An 18,460-nucleotide genomic window follows, 5' to 3' on the forward strand; every position below is an offset into this window, starting at 1 on the left:
CAACTACGCCAAACTCTTGCTGGCGATCTCATAGACATCCTTGGACAGATGCTCGGTAGCGACGATACGCTGTAATTGCTGTTTCATCAAGCCCTGCCGGGCTGCGTCATAACGCCGCCATTGCGCCAATCCGGTTACCATCCGCGAGGCGATTTGCGGATTGAGGGTATTTAGCGCCAACACTTGGTCGGCCAGGAAGCGGTAGCCCTCGCCGTTAATGGCATGGAAATGCAGTGGATTGGCCTGGCTGAAGGCGCCAATCAATGAGCGCACGCGGTTGGGCGTTTTCATATCAAAAGCCGGATGTTTCATCAAGGCCTGCACGGTGGCAAAGGTGTTGGGCATGCTGCTTGTAGCTTGCAAGGTAAACCATTTGTCGATGACCAGCGCTTCTTGCCGCCATTGTACGTAAAAACTATCCAGACTTCTGGCCTTGGCCGGATGGTTACTGTTGACGATAGCCGACAACGCCGCCAACTGATCGGTCATATTCCGGGCGCTGTAAAATTGCTGCTCGGCAATATGATAAACGTCCGCATTTTCCAGCTTGCTCAAATAACTCAAACAGGCATTTTTCAAGCGCCGCCGCCCCACCGCTCCGGCATCGAAACTACCGGATTCGTCGCGGTGATGTTGCACATACAGTTGCTTAAACTCGGTTTGCAATTGCTCGGCCAGAGTTTTTTTCACAAATTCGCGGGCTTGATGAATGGCTTCAACATCAATAACAGCCATCTGCCCGGACAAATAACTTTCTTCCGGCAGCGCCAACAACAGCGCTTGATAAGACAAATCACCGCCGCTATCGGTCAACACGCTGCGATAGGCATCGACAATAACCGGCTCCAACTGCAAAGGCCGGCCCAACTCAATCGCGTCGATCAACTTGAAAATCACCTGCACAGCCAGTTGCTGTCCCGCTTCCCAGCGGTTAAAGGTATCGCTGTCGTGCCGCAGCAGAAACGCCAATTCGTCCAGGCTACGCTCCATTTTTAGCGTGACCGGCGCCGAAAAACCTCTTAGCAGCGACACAACCGGCGGCTGCGGCAGCTGAGCAAAGCTAAAGGTTTGCTCAGCTTCGGTGACATTCAACGTGATTTCCGCCTGACTGGAATCGTTGTAATGAATCTGCGCAGCCGAACCGTCGGCAGCCAGCAAACCCAGCTTCACCGGGATATGTAGCGGCGCTTTCACCGGTTGATTAGGCGTAGGCGGACAATTTTGTTGAATGGTCAAATGCAGTTGTTGAGATTTGGAATCGTATTGCTGGCTCACCATCAACACCGGCGTACCGGCTTGCGAATACCAAAGTCGAAACTGCTTCAACTCCACGCCGTTGGCGTCTTCCAGCGCCTTGACAAAATCCTCGCAAGTCACCGCCTGGCCGTCATGGCGTTGAAAATATAAATCACAGCCTTTTCTGAAACCAGCCGCGCCCAGCAAGGTGTGCAGCATCCGCACTACTTCCGCGCCTTTTTCATAGACGGTTAGCGTGTAGAAATTGTTGATTTCGATATAGGCTTCCGGACGAATCGGATGCGCCAACGGGCCGGCATCTTCGGCAAACTGCCGCGTGCGCAAGGCGTTGACATCTTCTATGCGTTTTACGGCCGGCGAAGTCCGATCACCGCTGAATTGCTGGTCGCGAAATACGGTAAAACCTTCTTTCAAACTCAATTGAAACCAGTCGCGGCAAGTCACCCGGTTCCCGGACCAGTTGTGAAAATACTCGTGGCCGATTACGCCTTCGATGTGTTCGTAATCGCTGTCGGTGGCGGTGTCGGGCCGGGCCAGCACGAATTTGGTGTTGAATACGTTCAAGCCTTTGTTTTCCATCGCGCCCATATTGAAATGGTCGACCGCGACGATCATGTACAAATCCAGGTCGTATTCCAAACCGTAAGTTTCTTCATCCCAACGCATGGCGTTTTTTAAAGACTGCATGGCGTGCGCGCATTTGTCGACGTTATGCTGCTCGACGAATATCTCCAACGCGATACGGCGACCGCTCATCGTGATGAACTCGTCAGCCACGCACTCCAGTTGTCCTGCCACCAGCGCAAACAAATAGCAAGGCTTGGCGAAGGGATCTTCCCAACTCACCCAATGCCGGTTGTTTTCCAAATCACCGCTGCCGGTTTTATTTCCGTTGGACAGCAAGACCGGATATTTGCTCTTATCGCCAGTCAACGTGGTTTTAAAACGGCTCATCACATCCGGCCGGTCCAAAAACCAGGTGATTTTCCGAAAACCCTGCGCCTCGCATTGCGTACACAGCATGCTGCTGGACAAGTACAACCCTTCCAGCGCGGTATTGGCTTGGGGATTGATGACATTTTCGATGACGATTTGAAACGGCCTATCCTGCGGCACTTCATGCACGACCAAGGCTTCCTCGCCCAGTGCATACTGGTTTTGCTCCAGAGCCTGGCCGTCTATCGCGATACTCACCAACTGCAATTCCTCGCCGAGCAAGGTTAATGCGGTACTGCTGTCTTGGCTTTGCGGATTGCGGCGTAAATTCAAGGTTGAGCGGACCTGAGTGTGTTGCTCGTCCAAGTCGAAATTCAGTTCAATCTGCTCGATCAGATACTCGGGCGGGGTATAGTCTTTCAGGAAAACCGTTTGCGGGCTTGCATCGCGCATCATTTATCGCTCGTCTTGTTTGACAGGTTGTGGCGGTTTATAAGAAATCAGCCAGTAAGTAAGACCCAGCGCCACGATGACCGCAGCGATAGCCGTAATATAAGCCGGATCCAAATCCTTGAAATCCAGCATGATGACTTTTCGGGCCACGGCCATCAAAGCCGTGGCTATGACCATTTTAATCGGTAGCGTATCGTGTTTGATGTACAGCGTGATGTTGATAAATATCTCTATCGCGATCAACACCGCCATGAACGAACCAAAAATCACCAGTATGTCGGACACCGTCAGCATCAAAAACGGCGCTGCGACCACACGCTGATACATCACATAGCCCACATCAGCCACGCCCCACAAAATCACCAACACCATCAGCACCGCCAATATTCTGACCGCGAAATGAATGACCGCGTGCAGGACTTTGAGCATGGCATCTTCCGGAATCGGCGGTACTTTTACTTCGTGGCCTTCCTCGCGCAAATTGCGGTTAGCGCTGGGCCGGGAAGATGCCGGTGGCGGCACGGAAGGTCGAACGGGCGGTTTACTGTCCATCTACAACTCCTGGTTTTTCTGCCAAGCCAAATAAGCCAACAAGGCCCATGCGGCTAAAAAAGCCAGGCCGCCCAACGGCGTGATCATACCCAGCCAACCGATATTCAATATCGCCAGTAAGTATAGACTGCCGGAAAACAGCACAATGCCCGCCACCAAACACCAGCCGGCCCAGCGCAGCAATTTATGTTCCGGTAACACTGCGATCAAAGCCAGAACCAACACATGCCACATCTGGTAGCTTACCGCGGTTTTGTAAACATCCAGCAGATGCTCGGATAATAAATGCTTCAAGCCGTGCGCACCGAACGCGCCCATCGCTACGCCGATAAAACCGCCAACCGCGGCCAGAAACAAAAAAGGCGGACGCATTATTTCTCCAGCAGGCGCGGCATCAGTTGCACCAGATTACACGGCCGGGTGCGGTAATCCAATTGTTCCTTGATTAAGGAATCCCAGGCAGTCCGGCAAGCACCGGACGAACCGGGCACGCAGAAAATATAAGTGGCGTTGGCCACGCCGGCGATAGCCCGCGATTGCATCGTCGAGCTTTTGATGTCCTGGTAGGAAATCGTCCGAAACACTTCGCCAAAGCCATCCAATACTTTATCCAACAGCGGTTGAATCGCTTCCGGCGTACCGTCGCGGCCCGTCACGCCGGTGCCGCCGGTGGTGATAACCGCATTGACCTGCGGATCGGCGATCCATTGACTGACGGCGGCGCGGATTTGGTAAATATCATCGGGAACGATTTTTTTGTCGATCAAGTTATGCCCGGCCGCAGTCAAACCGGTGACCAAGGTTTGCCCGGATACGTCGTCCAGTTCGGTACGAGTATCGGAGACAGTCAATACGGCGATATTAATCGGAATAAACTCTCGGGCTTGGCTCACAGTGCGGCTCCAGATAAAGGCTACCGCATTCTATGTAAAGCGCCGCCGGACAAGCAAGCATTGTTTAATTCAACGGCTGTCATACCGGCTTAACCGATAATGCCGTAAACTCCGGATATTGATTCCAATTCAGTTAGCTGCCGCCCCCTCGATCATGCCTATCCAGATTTCCCGTTACGAAAAAATCGCCAGTCTGGCGGCCTTGTGCCTGCTGCTGTTTGCCTGTTATCAGGTATTAAAACCGTTTATTTTCGATTTGTTGTGGGCGGCCATTCTGTGTTTTGTCACCTGGCCGCTGTATCTGCGTTTGCGCGATTGGAAGCTGACTTCCAACTGGGCGGCCACTGCCATGGTCCTGCCGATAGGCATATTGCTGCTAACGCCGTTCGTCGCCGCCACGCTGACATTTACCGAAGATATTAACCACTTGCTGCAGTGGCTTAATCAAAGCCGGCATGTGTGGCCGGAACCTCCGGCTTGGCTGCAATCGTTGCCCTTAGTCGGCGACAACGCTGTCTCGGCCTGGCAGAGTGTCGGCGAAGACTCCAGCCGCCTCGTCAATCTGGCCCGGCAATATGCGCTGGGCGCCAGTAGCTGGTTGCTGCAACAAGGCATTGGCTTGGCCGGCGAACTGATGCATATGGGCCTGGCTATTTTGGTGCTATTTTTTTTCTATCGCGACGGCGAACACGTTGCTCAGCATGTGGTGATTGGCGTCGAACGCTTGGCCGGCGAGCGCACCCAGCGCATCCTGCATATCGTCCGCTCCAGTCTGAGGGCGGTGGTATACGGCATCCTCGGCACCGCGCTGGTACAAGCACTGGCTTCCATCCTGGGCTTTGTGATTGCCGGCGTGCCTTACGCCTTTGTGCTAGGCGTCATCGCCTTCTTTTCGATGATTATCCCTGCGGCCGGCACGGTGATTTGGCTGCCCATCGCCCTGTGGTTGTTAGCTGAAGGCGAGACCGGCTGGGCGGTTTTTATCGCATTGTGGTTTTTGCTGTTCGTCGGCACCATCGACAACTGGCTGCGGCCGATTTTGATCAGCCGGGAAGTGGAATTGCCGTTCGTGTTGATCGTGTTCGGCATCTTCGGTGGGCTGTTAGCGTTTGGCTTTATCGGCGTATTTATCGGCCCGACCCTACTGGCCACCAGCTATGCCTTGGTGCTGGACTGGCTGATTCGCAATGAACAGCAGGAGCTGGACAGCCAAGCGAACACTGAAGGTAAAGACTGCTAAATACCCGCTGTCAGTTTGATTTGCCGAGTAACGCCGTCCGCTTGCTCAATTGCCGAAAATCCATCGAAAAAATACAGCATTGTGGCCCAAGGTTTGCTAGCAATCGTGGAGGAGGATAAACAACCATGTCGGTGAAACACCCATTTGCCATCTGCCCTGCTCAACAAGTTCCCGAGCTCGGCAAATTTCCGTTTGAACTGCTCTATCGCGGCTCGCCACGCGCTGCGGTTCTGGTGCGTTTCCAAGGTGAGGTATACGCTTATCTGAACCAATGCGTCCACATGCCTAGGGCATTGGATTGTGAGAACAGCAACATTTTCGACGAATCGGGACGCTATTTGCAGTGTTCCATGCACAGTATTTGCTATGACCCGATCAGCGGCGAGTCTTTAAGCGAAATTTGCCTGGGCAAAAAACTGACCGCGCTGAAAGTCAAAGAACAAGACGACTGGATTTACTTAGTGGATAAAAGAGCCGCGATTACCGGTTGAGGCTTTGGCCCGGGGCGAAACAATAAGCATCGCCCCATTTACTTTCAGACGGTTTGCGCCGCAAACCCATCCGATCTTAGCCGTGCGCGGCGCCTTCCTTGATTTGTTGTTCCAGCTTTTCGTGCGCGCGTTCCAACTTGGCAAACACTCTTAAAATATCGGTAGCGGACAATATGCCTACCAGTTTGTCTTTTTCCACCACCGGCAGCGCGCCGACGCGGTGTTCCGCCATCATCGCCGCCGCTTCCGACGCAGGCGTTTCCGGGGTCACGGTATAAACGCCGCGATGCATGATGTGCACGACTTTTTGCGTGACCACATGCAATTGGGTGCTGTCTTTACTAGCTTCCACCGCATTGGAATTACTTTTGGGGCCCAAGGCTTTATATAAATCCCGGTCGGAAACGATACCGACCAATTTGCCTTTTTCAACGACAGGCAGGTGGCGGATTTTCTCGTAATGGATCAAAAAGAACACGCGATCGATCAGATCGTGAGGTTCGACGGTAAATACCTTGGTGGTCATTAACTCTGCTACGCGCATGCTGTTTCTCCCATAAAAATGTCTGTATAAAAGTAAGTAAATTCTGACGCAATAGTGCCACTATAGCCAGGCAAAATTAAGAAATACGCTGCTTGATGGCTGCACACAACCATTCATTCGCGAAGCACGGCCGTGAATCCTTCGCCCGCGGCACTTGGATCGACTCAATAAATCGCCCGACCCAAATCCAGACAGGTCAGATAAAGCCGCATATCAAATTCCCATTGGTGATAGTCCGGCGCCATGTGCTCGCATAATTTGTAAAAAGCCTTGTTATGCTGTTTTTCACGTAGATGCGCGAGCTCATGAACGACGATCATCTGCAAAAACTCCGGCGGCGCAATTTTAAAGATCGCACCGATACGAATTTCATTTTTTGCTTTTAAATTGCCGCCCTGCACCCGCGAGACCGCGGAATGTAAGCCCAAGGCCTGATGCAAGACATCGATTTTGTCGTCGTAAACAACTTTACTGAGAGGGCTGGATTGCCGCAGAAATTGATTTTTAAGATCCATCGTGTAGACATAAAGCGCTTTGTCGGTCTTTATATCATGCGGCCGGGGGTATTTTTTCAGCAGCAACTCGGGCAGTTTGTCGCTGTCGATCAGCGCATGCACTTGCACCGTGATGGCAGGCGCATAGCCAGCCAGGTATTTTAACGGGCGCACAAGCTAAAACCACGCACCGCTTGCTTCAATCCCATGGCGGCTCGTCTCCGTCATAGGCTACGAAGTTTTTATCGCTTGACCGGGTTGTGCCGCCGACGACACTGTCGGCTTTTGAATTTTTCGCCTCGCCGTTGGGCAATTGCCCAAGCCCGGACTCCACCTGCCATTTGGCAAACAGCGCCACGTCTTTATTGGCGGGGACATACCATTTCTTGACAGCCGCATCCCACCTGGCGCCAAGCGCTTTCGCCGCATCCTTTTCGGCATAGGGTACATTCAGATAAGTTTTCGCGTCAGCCATTTACCGTAGCCGGTCAAAGTTTAATTGCATCGCAATATTGTAAAACATTGCTTATGCAAGTGGTTCGGATAATCCGATCTTACCCAGGAAACCTAACGCTGAACGCATTTATCAAAACATCTGCCGGTTCGGCTACACCGCAGAACAATCCAGTCCTACGGTTTTTTGCGGCTCGAACCCATAGTACTGGCAAAAGTGGTCGCCGCGAACAAGGCCGAGGAAACAATAAAATCGCCCGAAATAAACTCGATAACGCCGGTCACAAACACCAGCCCGATCAAAATGTCTTTATGTAAGCGTTTCATGGTCGCTTCCCGAAGTAATTAAGGCATTTAGACTATATGCCCGCCCACATTAATTAACAATGACACTAAAAACACATTGATTAATCGCTAAAAGGAAACAACCCAATAAGCCAAACCGCAAGCCGGTTTACCTCGGCTTATCGACTGCGTAGACGGCGAAACGGCAGCATCAACAGGCCGACAAATCCCATTTGGTTACTATCTTGAAACTCGGACAAACCTATCATCATGGCAGTCTGTGCTTCGCGCGCTTGTGGACAATAGGTTTTGAACAATCTATCCCAGCATGACAGCGAGAAGCCGTAGTTGCTGTCGGTTTCCGGTTGAAATGCCGAGTGATGAATGCGGTGCATGTCGGGTGTCACTATCAAATAGCGCAAGCCGCGCTCCAGCGCAGGCGGCAAGCCGACATTACCGTGATTGAATAACGCGCAACCGTTCAATATCACTTCAAAAGCGATCACCGCGAGCGGATCGGCGCCGAGTAACACCACCAGCGCGACCTTATAAAGCATCGACAGCATGATCTCCAAAGGATGAAAGCGCACGGCAGTCGTCGTATCGAAATCCATATCGCTATGGTGCACCTGATGCAGCCGCCAGAACCAGCGCCAGCGATGGGCGGCGATATGTTGAGCGTAAATGGCCAGATCCAGCAGCAGCAAACTCAGTGTTATTGACAGCCAATTCGGCACCGACAACGTATTGAATACGCCGATTTGTTGCTCGGCAGCCCAGTTCGCCGCCAGCCAGGCCGCGGCACCGATGCTGAGCCGCATCACGCCGACATTCAGAATCGCCAAACCCAAATTGACCGGCCAACGGCGGCGGCGCTTTGCGGCCAATCGCCGCTTGGGCCGCAGCCACTCCCAAGCCGCCATTAGCAAAAATATCCCCAAAAACACGCCCAAGCGCACCATTGCTTCCATCACCGTCTCCGATAATACTGCGCTGCCAGTTCATCCGGATGGGCTCCGAAAAAATACCGCAGCCGCAAGCACCACATCAATAAGATCGTTCTGAGGATACCGTGTTGTTGCCAACGCCGCGCGGCAGTGACGACCTTAGTCTTTAAACAGCAAGGTTTACCGAGCTTTTTCAGCGCCGCGCTGATGGCAATATCTTCCATCAAGGCAATCTCCGGAAAACCGCCCACAGCCTGAAATGCCTGACGGGTGATGAAGATGGCCTGATCGCCGGTAGCAATACCGGTCAAGCGGGAGCGCGCGTTCATCATGCCGGCGATCAATTTAAAAATGGCTTGTGGGCTGTCGAATTGCACATCAAAACGCCCCCACGACCAGCCTTGCTCGACCGCCGACAAAATTAAAGCGATAGCCTGATCCGGCAGCCGGGTATCGGCATGCAAAAACAGCAACACGTCGGCTTGGGCTTGTTGCGCACCCAGGTTCATCTGCCTGGCCCGGCCAGGCAGACTGGGCAAAATCTGATCGACCAAAGGCTTCGCAATAAGCGGGCTGGCATCACGACTGCCGCCATCGACCACCAATAATTCGCAGCGCGATCTCAGCACCTGCAAGGCTTGCAATGTATCGGCAAGCCGCGCCGCCTCGTTGACTACCGGAATGACAATACTAATCTGGGGTTTCATTGCGCTAGCACATCTTCGTCAGCGCTACCGATTACAGTTCGTTGCTAACAGAGGCAGCAACGCTTATACCAGTAGCATTGAGCAAGGCCGCGATTAAAGCACGCCCTGCTCTATCTCTTGCAAATAGATAAATTCCGGGGCTTTTACGCCGGCCTGTTTTCTGATTTCCACCAACTCGGGGGAGTCGAAAAATCGCCGGGCGTTGTCCAGCGAGGTCCAGGCAGAAAAATGCACGATATTATTGGCATCGTCGTCGTAGCGCAGCAGTTGGTAGCTGATTTCTCCGGCGCGTTTTCTGATCTCGGCGGCCTGATCGAAAATCCGCTTCCAGGCCGGATAGTCGGCGACCTCATGGATGATTAATACGTGTGGCATGCAGACTCCGTTTTTTAGTATGGCTCGCCGCCTTTGTGGGCAAAACGCCAGCCCCCGTCGACTGACATCGCTTGTAAATCGTCGTCCGGATAAATGACTGCGTCTCCGGCCGTCCTGTCGCCAACTTCCAGGTACTGCACGTCTGCGTTCGAGCGATTCAGCAACTGGTGCGCATTACCGGTGCCGGCTTTAAATCCCGCGCACATACCCGGCGCCAGCTCGGTTTCGCCTGCATCCGTCACCAATGTCGGATGGCCTTGCAATATGTAAATAAACTCGTCTTGCCGCGAATGGCTATGCCGCAACGCCGATCTGGCGCCGGGTGCTAGCGTGCTTAGATTGACGCCAAAATTTGCCAGATTGAATACCTCGCCTAGGCGGCGTTTCTCCCTTCCCGCCATGCGCGAGGCAAACGGTTCCGGATACAGCGATGTGGTGCGTGGCTCGACATCTGCCGCAGACACGGCTATTGGAGTGTGTTTATCGTTCATGGTGGCCTGCAAATGGAAGAAAACCGGCTCGAACGGTTTATTAAAAATCCGGCGGAGACTAGCCCAAAGCTGCCGAACCGATCTGCTTGCCCTTAGCGCTCCGAGCAAGCGCCTGAACAAGCACAGGGCTACCCCAGAGCGCGGATATGATCGGACTTGCTTCTTCGACCGCGGTGCTGGAAAAAAAGCGGACCTCTGCCGCCCGCTCTCGGGAAACAGGCCTAAGATGGCCTTGCAAACGCCGCACCAGCTCTTTTGCCACGGCGGTGGCCGGGTCGATTATCGTCAGATCCGGCCCCACAATGTCCCGAATCAGCGGCGCCAGAAACGGGTAATGCGTGCAGCCTAATACGATGGTATCGGCACCAGCCAGCAGCAATGGCGACAGGTAACCGACCAAAAGCTCGCGCGTCGTATCGCTGTGCAATTGGACTTTTTCAACTTGTTCGACCAGACCGGGACAAGGCTGCAACAATATTTCAATGTCTTTACCGTAGGCCGCGCACAGCCTGGCGACGCTGGGGCTGGCCAGCGTGCGGCTGGTGGCCAGTACGCCGACCACTCCGGATTGGGTGGTTTGCGCCGCCGGCTTGATGGCCGGCTCCATCGCCACCACCGGCACAGGACACCAGGCGCGCAGTTTTTCGATTGCGACCACGGTGGCGGTGTTGCAGGCAACCACGATGGCCTTCACGCCGGCATCCAGCAGCCGCTCGGTGATGGTTTTCGCCCTATCCGCAATAAACTCCGCATCCCGGTCGCCGTAGGGCGCGTAGCCGGAATCGGCCACATACAGCAAGTCTTCCATGGGCAGTTCCGCACGGATGGCTCGCAGCACGGACAGGCCGCCGACGCCGGAATCGAATACGCCAATGGGGGCCTCGGTGCGCAAGGCTGTCATGGATGGATGCTGTCTATTATCCAATCGATCAGGCCTGGCGCTGTTGCAAATATTCTTCGTTGAGACGAATGGCTTGCAGGGCTGCCGGGCGCGCGTAGATCCGCGCCACATAATCTTCGAACAACGGACGCTTGTCGATGCTGCCAAACATCATCCCCCAACCCAGCTGCGAGCCGACATACACGTCCGCGGCGGTAAATTGCTCGCCGCAAATGTAAGGTCCGGGCTGCAGGGCTGTTTCGACGGCGGCTAAGGTCGCTTCGTAACTACCGAAACCGACAAAGCCGCTTTTGCCCTCGGGCACTTGCCAACCCAGCGTCTTGGCGGTAACGGCCTGTTCCAGCGGACCGGCCGCGAAAAACAGCCAACGGAAATAGTCCGCGCGCGCGGGATGGTTTGCGGCCGGCAGCAGATTTTTCTCCGGAAAACGATCCGCCAAATACGCGCAAATGGCCGCGGTTTCGGTGACGAACGCAGTACCGTGTTTCAGCGCCGGCACCTTGCCCATTGGATTGACAGCCAGATAGTCGGCATTTTTCATCGCGGCGCCGAACGCCAGCCAGACCGTTTCGTAAGGCTCGCCGATTTCTTCCAGCATCCAGTGAGCGATGCGCCCACGCGACTGCGGATTGGTATAAAACACCAGATCGTTCATTGTGCGTTCTCCTTGGCGGGATGTTTTACTAAAGGCAATATGGCGGCGGATTTTACACCGATAAACCGGACCGGACTCAGACGATGTTTTGGGACCGGCTGTAGACACTGTTCCATCAGGAACAATGTCGAGCGACTATCCCAACGGTTCCAGTGCAGTCAGCGCTTCGGTCATTATCCGTTTGAATTCGGCATAGTCAGCAGGATTTAAACTGTCCTGCTTGAGTGACAGACAAAATCTCGTCGCGGCCTGCTCCACACGATTTGCCCCCAAGTTAGCGGCGACGCCTTTCAAACCGTGCAGCACGTCTCGCGCCTTTTGCAAATCGCGCTTCTCCAGCAAATCATCCAGCGCTATCAAGGTGCTTGCGGTGCTATTTTTAAAACTACCCAGCAACTCGCTCAAAAAGCTTTCGTCGCCATCCAGCAAATCCAGCGTGTTGCTGAAATCAAAACCGGGCAAATCTCGTAAGCAAAACGCTGAAACGTCACGCGCATTTGTAACAGGCCCGTTTACCGAAGCGCCAACCGGACTTCGACCTATCTGCTGGCACAACACCTTAACCAACTGCATCGGTTGAATCGGCTTGACCACAAACTCGTTCATACCGCTGGCCAGGCATTTGTCCCGTTCCTCTTGGGTCACGCCGGCGCTCAGCGCGATAATCGGCAGGGAGTGATACTCGGGATTTTGGCGGATCTGTTCGGTGGCGGCCAGACCGCTCATCACCGGCATATGAATATCCATCAGCACTGCATCATAAGCGTGCTCTGCCAGCATGGCCAAGGCGTCGCGGCCGTTACCGGCAAGATCGACACTAACCCCGCATAAGGCCAAAAATTCCTGCAAAATTTTCTGATTGATAGCATGGTCTTCGGCCACCAGAATACGCATGCCCCGCAATGCGCTACCTTGATCGGCAAGAGTCTTAGACAAGCCACCGGCCTGGGTGTCGGTATCCGGCCGCGCCGCCGGCAAATCGGCTTGCTGCGCGCTAACGCCCAGCATTAACTCAAAACTAAAATTCGAACCCTGCCCCGGCTTACTTTCGACATGAAAATCGCTGCCCATTAGTTGCAGCAACTTTTGGCTGATGCTCAAGCCCAAACCTGTACCACCGAAGCGGCGAGTAATCGACGCATCCAACTGACTGAAGGAATGGAACAACTTAGGCAGATCCGCTTCGGGAATACCGATACCGGTATCCATCACGCTGAAACGCAGCTTGGCCTGAGCGTCCTGCCATTCCAGCAAAGCCACTTGCAATGTGACACTGCCTTGCTCAGTAAACTTCAGCGCATTTCCCACCAGATTGGAGAGAATCTGTTGCAAACGCAGTGCATCACCGACCAAACCTAAGGGCACATCCGGCGCAACGTCTATCTTGATGTCCAGGCATTTTTCCGCCGCGTACAAGGCAAACAGATTATGCAGGTTATCCAATACGGTATTCAGGTTGAATTCGACCTGTTCGAGTCCCAGTTTACCGGCCTCCATTTTGGAGAAGTCGAGAATGTCGTTGAGTATGCCGAGTAAACTGACGGAACTGCTGTAAATCTTTTGCAGATAATCCCTTACCTCAGCGGATACCGGCTTATTCAATGCCAACTGCGACAACCCGATCACCGCGTTCATCGGCGTGCGGATTTCGTGGGACATGTTCGCCAGAAACTCCGATTTGAAGGCCGCCATGCTCTCGGCGGTTTCTTTGGCTTCGATCAAGGCCTGTTCCACCCGCTTCTGTTCGCTTAGATCGCGCACCACGCTTTGTAATACCAGGTGGCCGTCCAGACTAACCCGCGCCAGCGTCACCAAAGCCGGAAAAATACGACCGTCGGCACGCTTATGCAGCCACTCGAATTCCAAGTGGCCGTTTTTGATCGCCGTAGCCATATACTCGTTCGCCAATTCTACCGAATCCCTGCCGTTTGCCTGATTTGGCGGCGAAACTTTACCGGGGTGCAAGCGGCAGAACTCGGACACAGCGTCGTAACCAAATAAATCCAAGGTGGCCTGATTACAATCCAGAAATCCGCTGCTATCGGCCATCATGACCGCATCGCTGGAACTGTTGAACAGCTTTCGATACTTCAACTCACTTTGTCGCAGCACTTCTTTATTGGCTTTGGCTTGGGTAACGTCTTCGGCAATAAACCAAATATAATCCTGATCCTCGGTACCGGCGACTTTGGTGCCGCTTAGTTGTAACGATACCGGTCGCCCTCTTTTATGGATAAACGTCGCTTCGTCCGAACCATACTGCCCGGTTCTGGCTAACCAACTTAATTGTTCGGCCAAACTCTGGTCTTTATCGGCGGATAAACTCATGTAATCGAGCCGTTGAAGTTCTTCTTCCGTATACCCGGTCATGCGTTGAAAAGCATGATTGAATTCAACGAATTTGCCGTGCACATCCAGCAAAGCGATGCCTAAGGGCGACAGCTCGTATAAGTCGCGGAGCTTTTGGCCTTTTTCCGCCAAACGAATATACGCATCCTTTAAACTTGAGTTTGCCGCATCAAGCTGAGCGGTGCGCTGATCGACCAGTGCCGCCACTATAGCCGCCCTGCCGGTGGCGGATAACAAGTACACGCTTAGTAGCATGGTAAACAGCAATCCTCCCAACAACACCAGCCACGGTAACCAGGAGGCATGCGTCGCAATGAATACGGCTTCCGGCTGGACAATCACTTCCAACAAGCGATTGCCAAAACGGATGGAATGCCTGGACTCATTAACACCGGTCGTCAATGCTTTCAGCGCTCCGTATAACGGTATAGCGTGGTTTTCCGCATCGTAATACAGTAGCGCCACGTTCATATCGTCAAGATTTAAGTCTTGCATGGCCGCCTTCACCAGGGAATCGATACGCACCACTGTAGACAAAAACCCGCTAAACGCCGGCTCCGAACTATTGGCATTAGCCAGGTATACAGGCATCATCAGCAATAAGGCTTGATTGGCTTGCCCGTCCTGCACCAGTTGAATAGGCCGGGTGACGCTGACTGCTTGGCTGGCCCTGGCTTCCGTCAGCGCTGCTCGGCGATTGGCCTCGGAATTCAAGTCAAAGCCCAGCGCCAGCTTATTGGTTGATAAAGGCTCGATAAAGGTAACGGGGAAATACTCGGTACGCTCCTGAGCCTTGATGAACTGGCGATCCGCACCTAGTTCCTTGATCGTAAAATCTTTATATCCTTCGTCGCGGATCGATTGTTCGTAAGACGCCCGCTGTTCGCTGGGGATCTGCGATACCCAGCTCAGCGCTTGAATGTGCGGATTCTGTGCCAGCACGCCATTGGCAAAAACGCCGAATTTATCCCGGTCTACCGGTCCGGCCGCTTGGAAGAAACTATTGAGCGAAAAAGACGCTTTCAACACGGCGGAAAAATTGTCTGCCAAGGCTTTATTAACCGCGCCGGCATTGCTGTCAAATTGCAGTTGTAGCCGACTGTCTTCCGCTCGCAAAACCAATAGAAAAGTAATGATCAGCCCGGCCAACATGGCTACCAGCGGCATAGCCACACCTACCAGCCGGGGACGCCAAAGCGCTCTTGGTTCTGCAAACCCGCAAAAAACCAAAGGCGATATGATGATGGCCCCGAGACAATCGCCTATCCACCAATTCCACCAAGCCACCAAAACATTGGCATCGGTTAAAACACCGAATCCAAGCAAGGTGCTGACCCCGACGGTGGCGGCGATCAAGCAAGTCAAAGGCCCGACTAGTAACACATACCGAAAAATGTTTTTTCCTTTATCCAAACGCGGTACGCCGGTCCCTAGAAAGCGTTGCGACAGCCAAGCACCGGTCAATGCTTGCAATGTGCTGCCGATCGCGATGCCCATCGCGACGAAGACCGTCGGCGGCGTTAATTCGCCGCTTAACTCATATCCTTGCGAGAGATTGGTCAGGAACGAGCCGCACCCTATCGCCGGCCAGATTTTCTTACCCCAGAGCAACACCGCTGCCAGCGCAATGCCGGCCGGCGGCCAAATCGGACTGGCATAGCCTGGCGGTAAGGCCAGGCGCAACCCAGCCCAACCCGCCACGGCAATAATTGCTGTCAGAAAAATAAATCGGTAAAAGCTCAAACGCATTCCTTCTCTGCCCAACAAGCCAAGAAAAGTGAGAGAAGGTGATTATAGGTCAAATGTTTTGCTAGGGATGCGGATAGGCCAAAACCTGGGCCATCCGGCATTGCGAGGACTCATCGCTAATCCAGTTTAGCCACTGGGCTCCCGGCTGCGCGGGAGCGACGATATTTAGGAGGTTGGGATAGTGCGTCAGCCCGGCAGGGTCGCCATATCGATCACAAAGCGGTATTTCACGTCGCTTTTCAACATGCGTTGATAGGCGTCATTGATGCCGGCCATCGGAATCAGCTCAATGTCGGACACGATGCCGTGCTCGGCGCAGAAATCCAGCATTTCCTGAGTCTCGCGAATACCGCCGATCAACGAACCCGCCAACGCGCGGCGGCGAAATATCAGGTTGCCGACGTTCGGCGAGGGATGCGGCTCGGACGGTACGCCGACCAGACACATCGTGCCGTCGCGCTTCAACAGGCTTAAATATTGATCCAAATCGTGCTGCGCGGCGACGGTATTTAAAATGAAATCAAAGCTGTTTAAATGCTTTTCCATTTCGTCGGTGTTTTTTGAGATCACCACCTCGCTCGCGCCCAAGCGTTTGGCATCCGCTTCTTTACCTGGCGAAGTCGTAAACAGCACGACCTCTGCACCAAAGGCGTGGGCAAACTTCACGCCCATATGCCCCAGACCGCCCAAACCGACGATGCCAACCTTATGGCCCTTGCCGATTTGCCAATGCCGCAACGGCGAATAGGTCGTAATACCGGCGCACAGCAGGGGCGCTACCGCCGCCAACTCCAGCTTATCGGACACTTGCAACACAAACCCCTGATCGACCACGATCTGATTCGAGTAGCCGCCGTAAGTCATTTTGCCGGTGTATTTGTCCGGACTGTTGTAAGTGAACACCGTTTGGTCGCAAAACTGTTCCTGATGATCAAGGCAATCGGGACAGACGCCGCAGGAATCCACCATGCAGCCTACCCCGGCCAAATCACCCACCTTAAAATGAGTCACTTGGGAACCGACTTCCACGACCCGACCGACAATTTCGTGGCCCGGCACTATCGGAAACGTCGTGCCGCGCCATTCGTTGCGCACCTGATGCAAATCGCTATGGCAAACCCCGCAATACAGAATTTCGATACGCACATCCTCGGAACCGGGTTGCCGGCGTTCGAAATGAAACGAGCGTAGCGGCGTTTGCGGGTTATAGGCGGCATAGCCAACACTTTTGAGCATATCGATCCCCTAAATTTAGATTGTACGGTGCCTGCACCAGGGCTCAGCCCGTCGATTGATTTTGTTTGCGTCAGGTGCAAATACGCGCCTGACGCTGCTAACGCATGTCAACTCGTCAGTTTCAAATACTTCTTGTACAGACTGTCCTTGTCCTCGACCACATCCGGATCTTTATCGATACAATCCACCGGACAAACTTCCATGCACTGCGGCTTGTCATGATGACCGACGCACTCGGTGCATAGGGACGGGTTGATCACGTATATATCATCGCCTTGCGAAATGGCGCCGTTCGGGCACTCCGGTTCGCAGACATCGCAGTTGATACAGTCGTCGCTGATAATGAGCGCCATAATTACTCCTCGGAAAATTTTTCGGTTAAGCGTTGTTTGACCACATCGGGCACGAAGCTGGACACATCGCCGTTCAATTGGGCGATCTCGCGGATCATGCTGGACGAGATAAATTCGTATTGTTCGGCCGGGGTCAGAAACACCGTTTCAATATCGGGCGACAAACGGCGGTTCATGCCGGCCAATTGAAATTCGTATTCAAAATCCGACACTGCACGCAAGCCGCGGATGATGACGCTGGCTTGATGTTGCTTGGCACATTCGACCAACAAGGTGTCGAAGCCAATCACGCGGACGTTGCTGAATTCCGTGACCACTTCCTGAATCAACGCCACGCGCTCTTCCAAGGAAAACAGTGGCTGTTTGCCGCGGCTGACCGCGACGGCAACAATCACATGTTGGTAAAGCCGGGAGGCGCGGTGGATCAGATCCAGATGACCGTTGGTGATGGGATCGAAGGTGCCGGGATAAATCGCGGTAATGTTCATCGGCTTTGGAAACAGGCAAAAGCGGCTTATTTTAAACCATTCGCCGCGGCAAAAGTATCCGATTGCTTTTGCAGCAGGTGGTAGCTGACTTCGCCGGCCGTCTTGGCTTTCAACAATCGCCAGCCGGCCGGCAGATCATCCAACGGCCGCTTGCGCTCACATTCCAGGTAGATTTTGGCGTAATCGGCCAGCCAGCCTTGGGCGTCCAATAGTCGGCAGGTCTGCCCGATCAAACCTTGCCCGAACGGCGGATCGAGGAACACCAAGTCGAACGGTTGAGCCGGCGCGTTTAGAAATTGCCCAACGTCTTGCTGCACCACCTCAATCTGTGTCGCCGCCAATTTGGCGATGTTCTCGCGCAGCTTTTGGCAACTGCCAGGGTTGTTTTCCACTTGCACCACGTGCTTGGCACCCCGCGAGGCAGCTTCCACCCCAAGCGCGCCGCTACCGGCGTAAAGGTCCAGGCAGCGGCTATTCAGGATGTCGGCTTGCAGCCAGTTGAACAAGGTTTCCCGCACCCGCGACGGCGTCGGCCGCAAACCCGGCGCGTCGTCGAATACGATTTGCCGGCTGCGCCATTCGCCGCCGATGATGCGGATTTGGTTAGACAT

General features: G+C 53.8%; 21 protein-coding genes. 2 read left to right on the forward strand and 19 right to left on the reverse strand.

What is annotated here, in order from left to right; genetic code table 11:
- Positions 1-3 precede the first annotated feature (3 nt).
- Genes pepN through moaB form a run of 4 tightly spaced genes read right to left on the reverse strand, consistent with a single transcriptional unit; the run spans position 4 to position 4,091 of the window.
- Complete coding sequence (pepN, locus tag DDY07_RS16945) at positions 4-2,646, reverse strand: aminopeptidase N (protein ID WP_171697823.1); 2,643 nt, start codon at positions 2,644-2,646, stop codon at positions 4-6.
- Between the two features lie 3 nt (positions 2,647-2,649).
- Positions 2,650-3,198: a phosphate-starvation-inducible PsiE family protein gene (locus DDY07_RS16950; protein WP_051670349.1), complete on the reverse strand. Its 549-nt coding sequence runs from the start codon at positions 3,196-3,198 to the stop codon at positions 2,650-2,652.
- On the reverse strand, positions 3,199-3,570 hold the full coding sequence (locus tag DDY07_RS16955) for a DUF423 domain-containing protein (RefSeq protein ID WP_171696723.1): 372 nt from the start codon (positions 3,568-3,570) through the stop codon (positions 3,199-3,201). It lies immediately after the preceding gene.
- Positions 3,570-4,091 (reverse strand): molybdenum cofactor biosynthesis protein B, encoded by a 522-nt coding sequence (moaB, locus tag DDY07_RS16960; RefSeq protein WP_033158580.1) that lies wholly within the window; start codon positions 4,089-4,091, stop codon positions 3,570-3,572. The genes DDY07_RS16955 and moaB overlap by 1 nt, the downstream gene beginning before the upstream one ends.
- 154 nt (positions 4,092-4,245) lie before the next feature.
- Between moaB and DDY07_RS16965 the strand changes: the two genes are divergently transcribed.
- Together DDY07_RS16965 and DDY07_RS16970 are read left to right on the forward strand one after the other, a co-directional pair.
- Positions 4,246-5,331, forward strand: coding sequence for an AI-2E family transporter (locus DDY07_RS16965; RefSeq protein WP_171696724.1), 1,086 nt, complete (start codon positions 4,246-4,248; stop codon positions 5,329-5,331).
- Positions 5,332-5,456: 125 nt separating this feature from the next.
- On the forward strand, positions 5,457-5,822 hold the full coding sequence (locus DDY07_RS16970; RefSeq protein WP_171696725.1) for a Rieske 2Fe-2S domain-containing protein: 366 nt from the start codon (positions 5,457-5,459) through the stop codon (positions 5,820-5,822).
- Between the two features lie 76 nt (positions 5,823-5,898).
- Here the strand turns inward: DDY07_RS16970 and DDY07_RS16975 are convergent, their stop codons facing one another.
- The 15 genes from DDY07_RS16975 to rsmD form a co-directional block, all read right to left on the reverse strand.
- Positions 5,899-6,366 carry a CBS domain-containing protein gene (locus tag DDY07_RS16975; protein ID WP_033158577.1) on the reverse strand — a complete coding sequence of 156 codons (468 nt, stop codon included), beginning with the start codon at positions 6,364-6,366 and terminating at the stop codon, positions 5,899-5,901.
- 164 nt (positions 6,367-6,530) lie between these two features.
- Entirely contained in the window at positions 6,531-7,034 is a 504-nt protein-coding gene (locus DDY07_RS16980; protein ID WP_171696726.1) for a YgjP-like metallopeptidase domain-containing protein, read from the reverse strand.
- Positions 7,035-7,059: 25 nt separating this feature from the next.
- Complete coding sequence (locus tag DDY07_RS16985) at positions 7,060-7,335, reverse strand: DUF5710 domain-containing protein (RefSeq protein WP_171696727.1); 276 nt, start codon at positions 7,333-7,335, stop codon at positions 7,060-7,062.
- A 155-nt stretch (positions 7,336-7,490) separates the two neighbouring features.
- Positions 7,491-7,640, reverse strand: a complete 150-nt coding sequence (locus DDY07_RS16990) for a hypothetical protein (RefSeq protein ID WP_171696728.1) — start codon at positions 7,638-7,640, stop codon at positions 7,491-7,493.
- A 137-nt stretch (positions 7,641-7,777) separates the two neighbouring features.
- Positions 7,778-8,569 carry a sterol desaturase family protein gene (locus DDY07_RS16995; protein ID WP_171696729.1) on the reverse strand — a complete coding sequence of 264 codons (792 nt, stop codon included), beginning with the start codon at positions 8,567-8,569 and terminating at the stop codon, positions 7,778-7,780.
- Entirely contained in the window at positions 8,569-9,252 is a 684-nt protein-coding gene (locus DDY07_RS17000; protein ID WP_171696730.1) for a TIGR04283 family arsenosugar biosynthesis glycosyltransferase, read from the reverse strand. Before DDY07_RS17000 ends, DDY07_RS16995 begins: the two co-directional genes overlap by 1 nt.
- A gap of 93 nt (positions 9,253-9,345) precedes the next feature.
- A complete protein-coding gene (locus DDY07_RS17005; RefSeq protein ID WP_171696731.1) occupies positions 9,346-9,627 on the reverse strand; it encodes an antibiotic biosynthesis monooxygenase in 282 nt (93 codons plus the stop codon).
- A 14-nt stretch (positions 9,628-9,641) separates the two neighbouring features.
- The gene (locus DDY07_RS17010; RefSeq protein ID WP_301539353.1) at positions 9,642-10,118 is read right to left on the reverse strand and encodes a cupin domain-containing protein; all 477 of its coding nucleotides are present in this window, start codon (positions 10,116-10,118) and stop codon (positions 9,642-9,644) included.
- Between the two features lie 58 nt (positions 10,119-10,176).
- Positions 10,177-11,019: a glutamate racemase gene (murI, locus tag DDY07_RS17015; protein WP_171696733.1), complete on the reverse strand. Its 843-nt coding sequence runs from the start codon at positions 11,017-11,019 to the stop codon at positions 10,177-10,179.
- Positions 11,020-11,047: 28 nt separating this feature from the next.
- A complete protein-coding gene (locus DDY07_RS17020; RefSeq protein WP_171696734.1) occupies positions 11,048-11,674 on the reverse strand; it encodes a glutathione S-transferase family protein in 627 nt (208 codons plus the stop codon).
- A 135-nt stretch (positions 11,675-11,809) separates the two neighbouring features.
- Positions 11,810-15,766 (reverse strand): CHASE domain-containing protein, encoded by a 3,957-nt coding sequence (locus DDY07_RS17025; protein ID WP_171696735.1) that lies wholly within the window; start codon positions 15,764-15,766, stop codon positions 11,810-11,812.
- Between the two features lie 192 nt (positions 15,767-15,958).
- Positions 15,959-17,008: an NAD(P)-dependent alcohol dehydrogenase gene (locus tag DDY07_RS17030; RefSeq protein WP_171696736.1), complete on the reverse strand. Its 1,050-nt coding sequence runs from the start codon at positions 17,006-17,008 to the stop codon at positions 15,959-15,961.
- Positions 17,009-17,115: 107 nt separating this feature from the next.
- Positions 17,116-17,361, reverse strand: coding sequence for a YfhL family 4Fe-4S dicluster ferredoxin (locus tag DDY07_RS17035; RefSeq protein ID WP_171696737.1), 246 nt, complete (start codon positions 17,359-17,361; stop codon positions 17,116-17,118).
- Between the two features lie 2 nt (positions 17,362-17,363).
- On the reverse strand, positions 17,364-17,849 hold the full coding sequence (coaD, locus tag DDY07_RS17040; RefSeq protein ID WP_171696738.1) for a pantetheine-phosphate adenylyltransferase: 486 nt from the start codon (positions 17,847-17,849) through the stop codon (positions 17,364-17,366).
- Between the two features lie 26 nt (positions 17,850-17,875).
- On the reverse strand, positions 17,876-18,460 hold the full coding sequence (rsmD, locus tag DDY07_RS17045) for a 16S rRNA (guanine(966)-N(2))-methyltransferase RsmD (RefSeq protein ID WP_171696739.1): 585 nt from the start codon (positions 18,458-18,460) through the stop codon (positions 17,876-17,878).

It is taken from the genome of Methylomonas sp. ZR1, from assembly GCF_013141865.1.
GTDB lineage: Bacteria > Pseudomonadota > Gammaproteobacteria > Methylococcales > Methylomonadaceae > Methylomonas.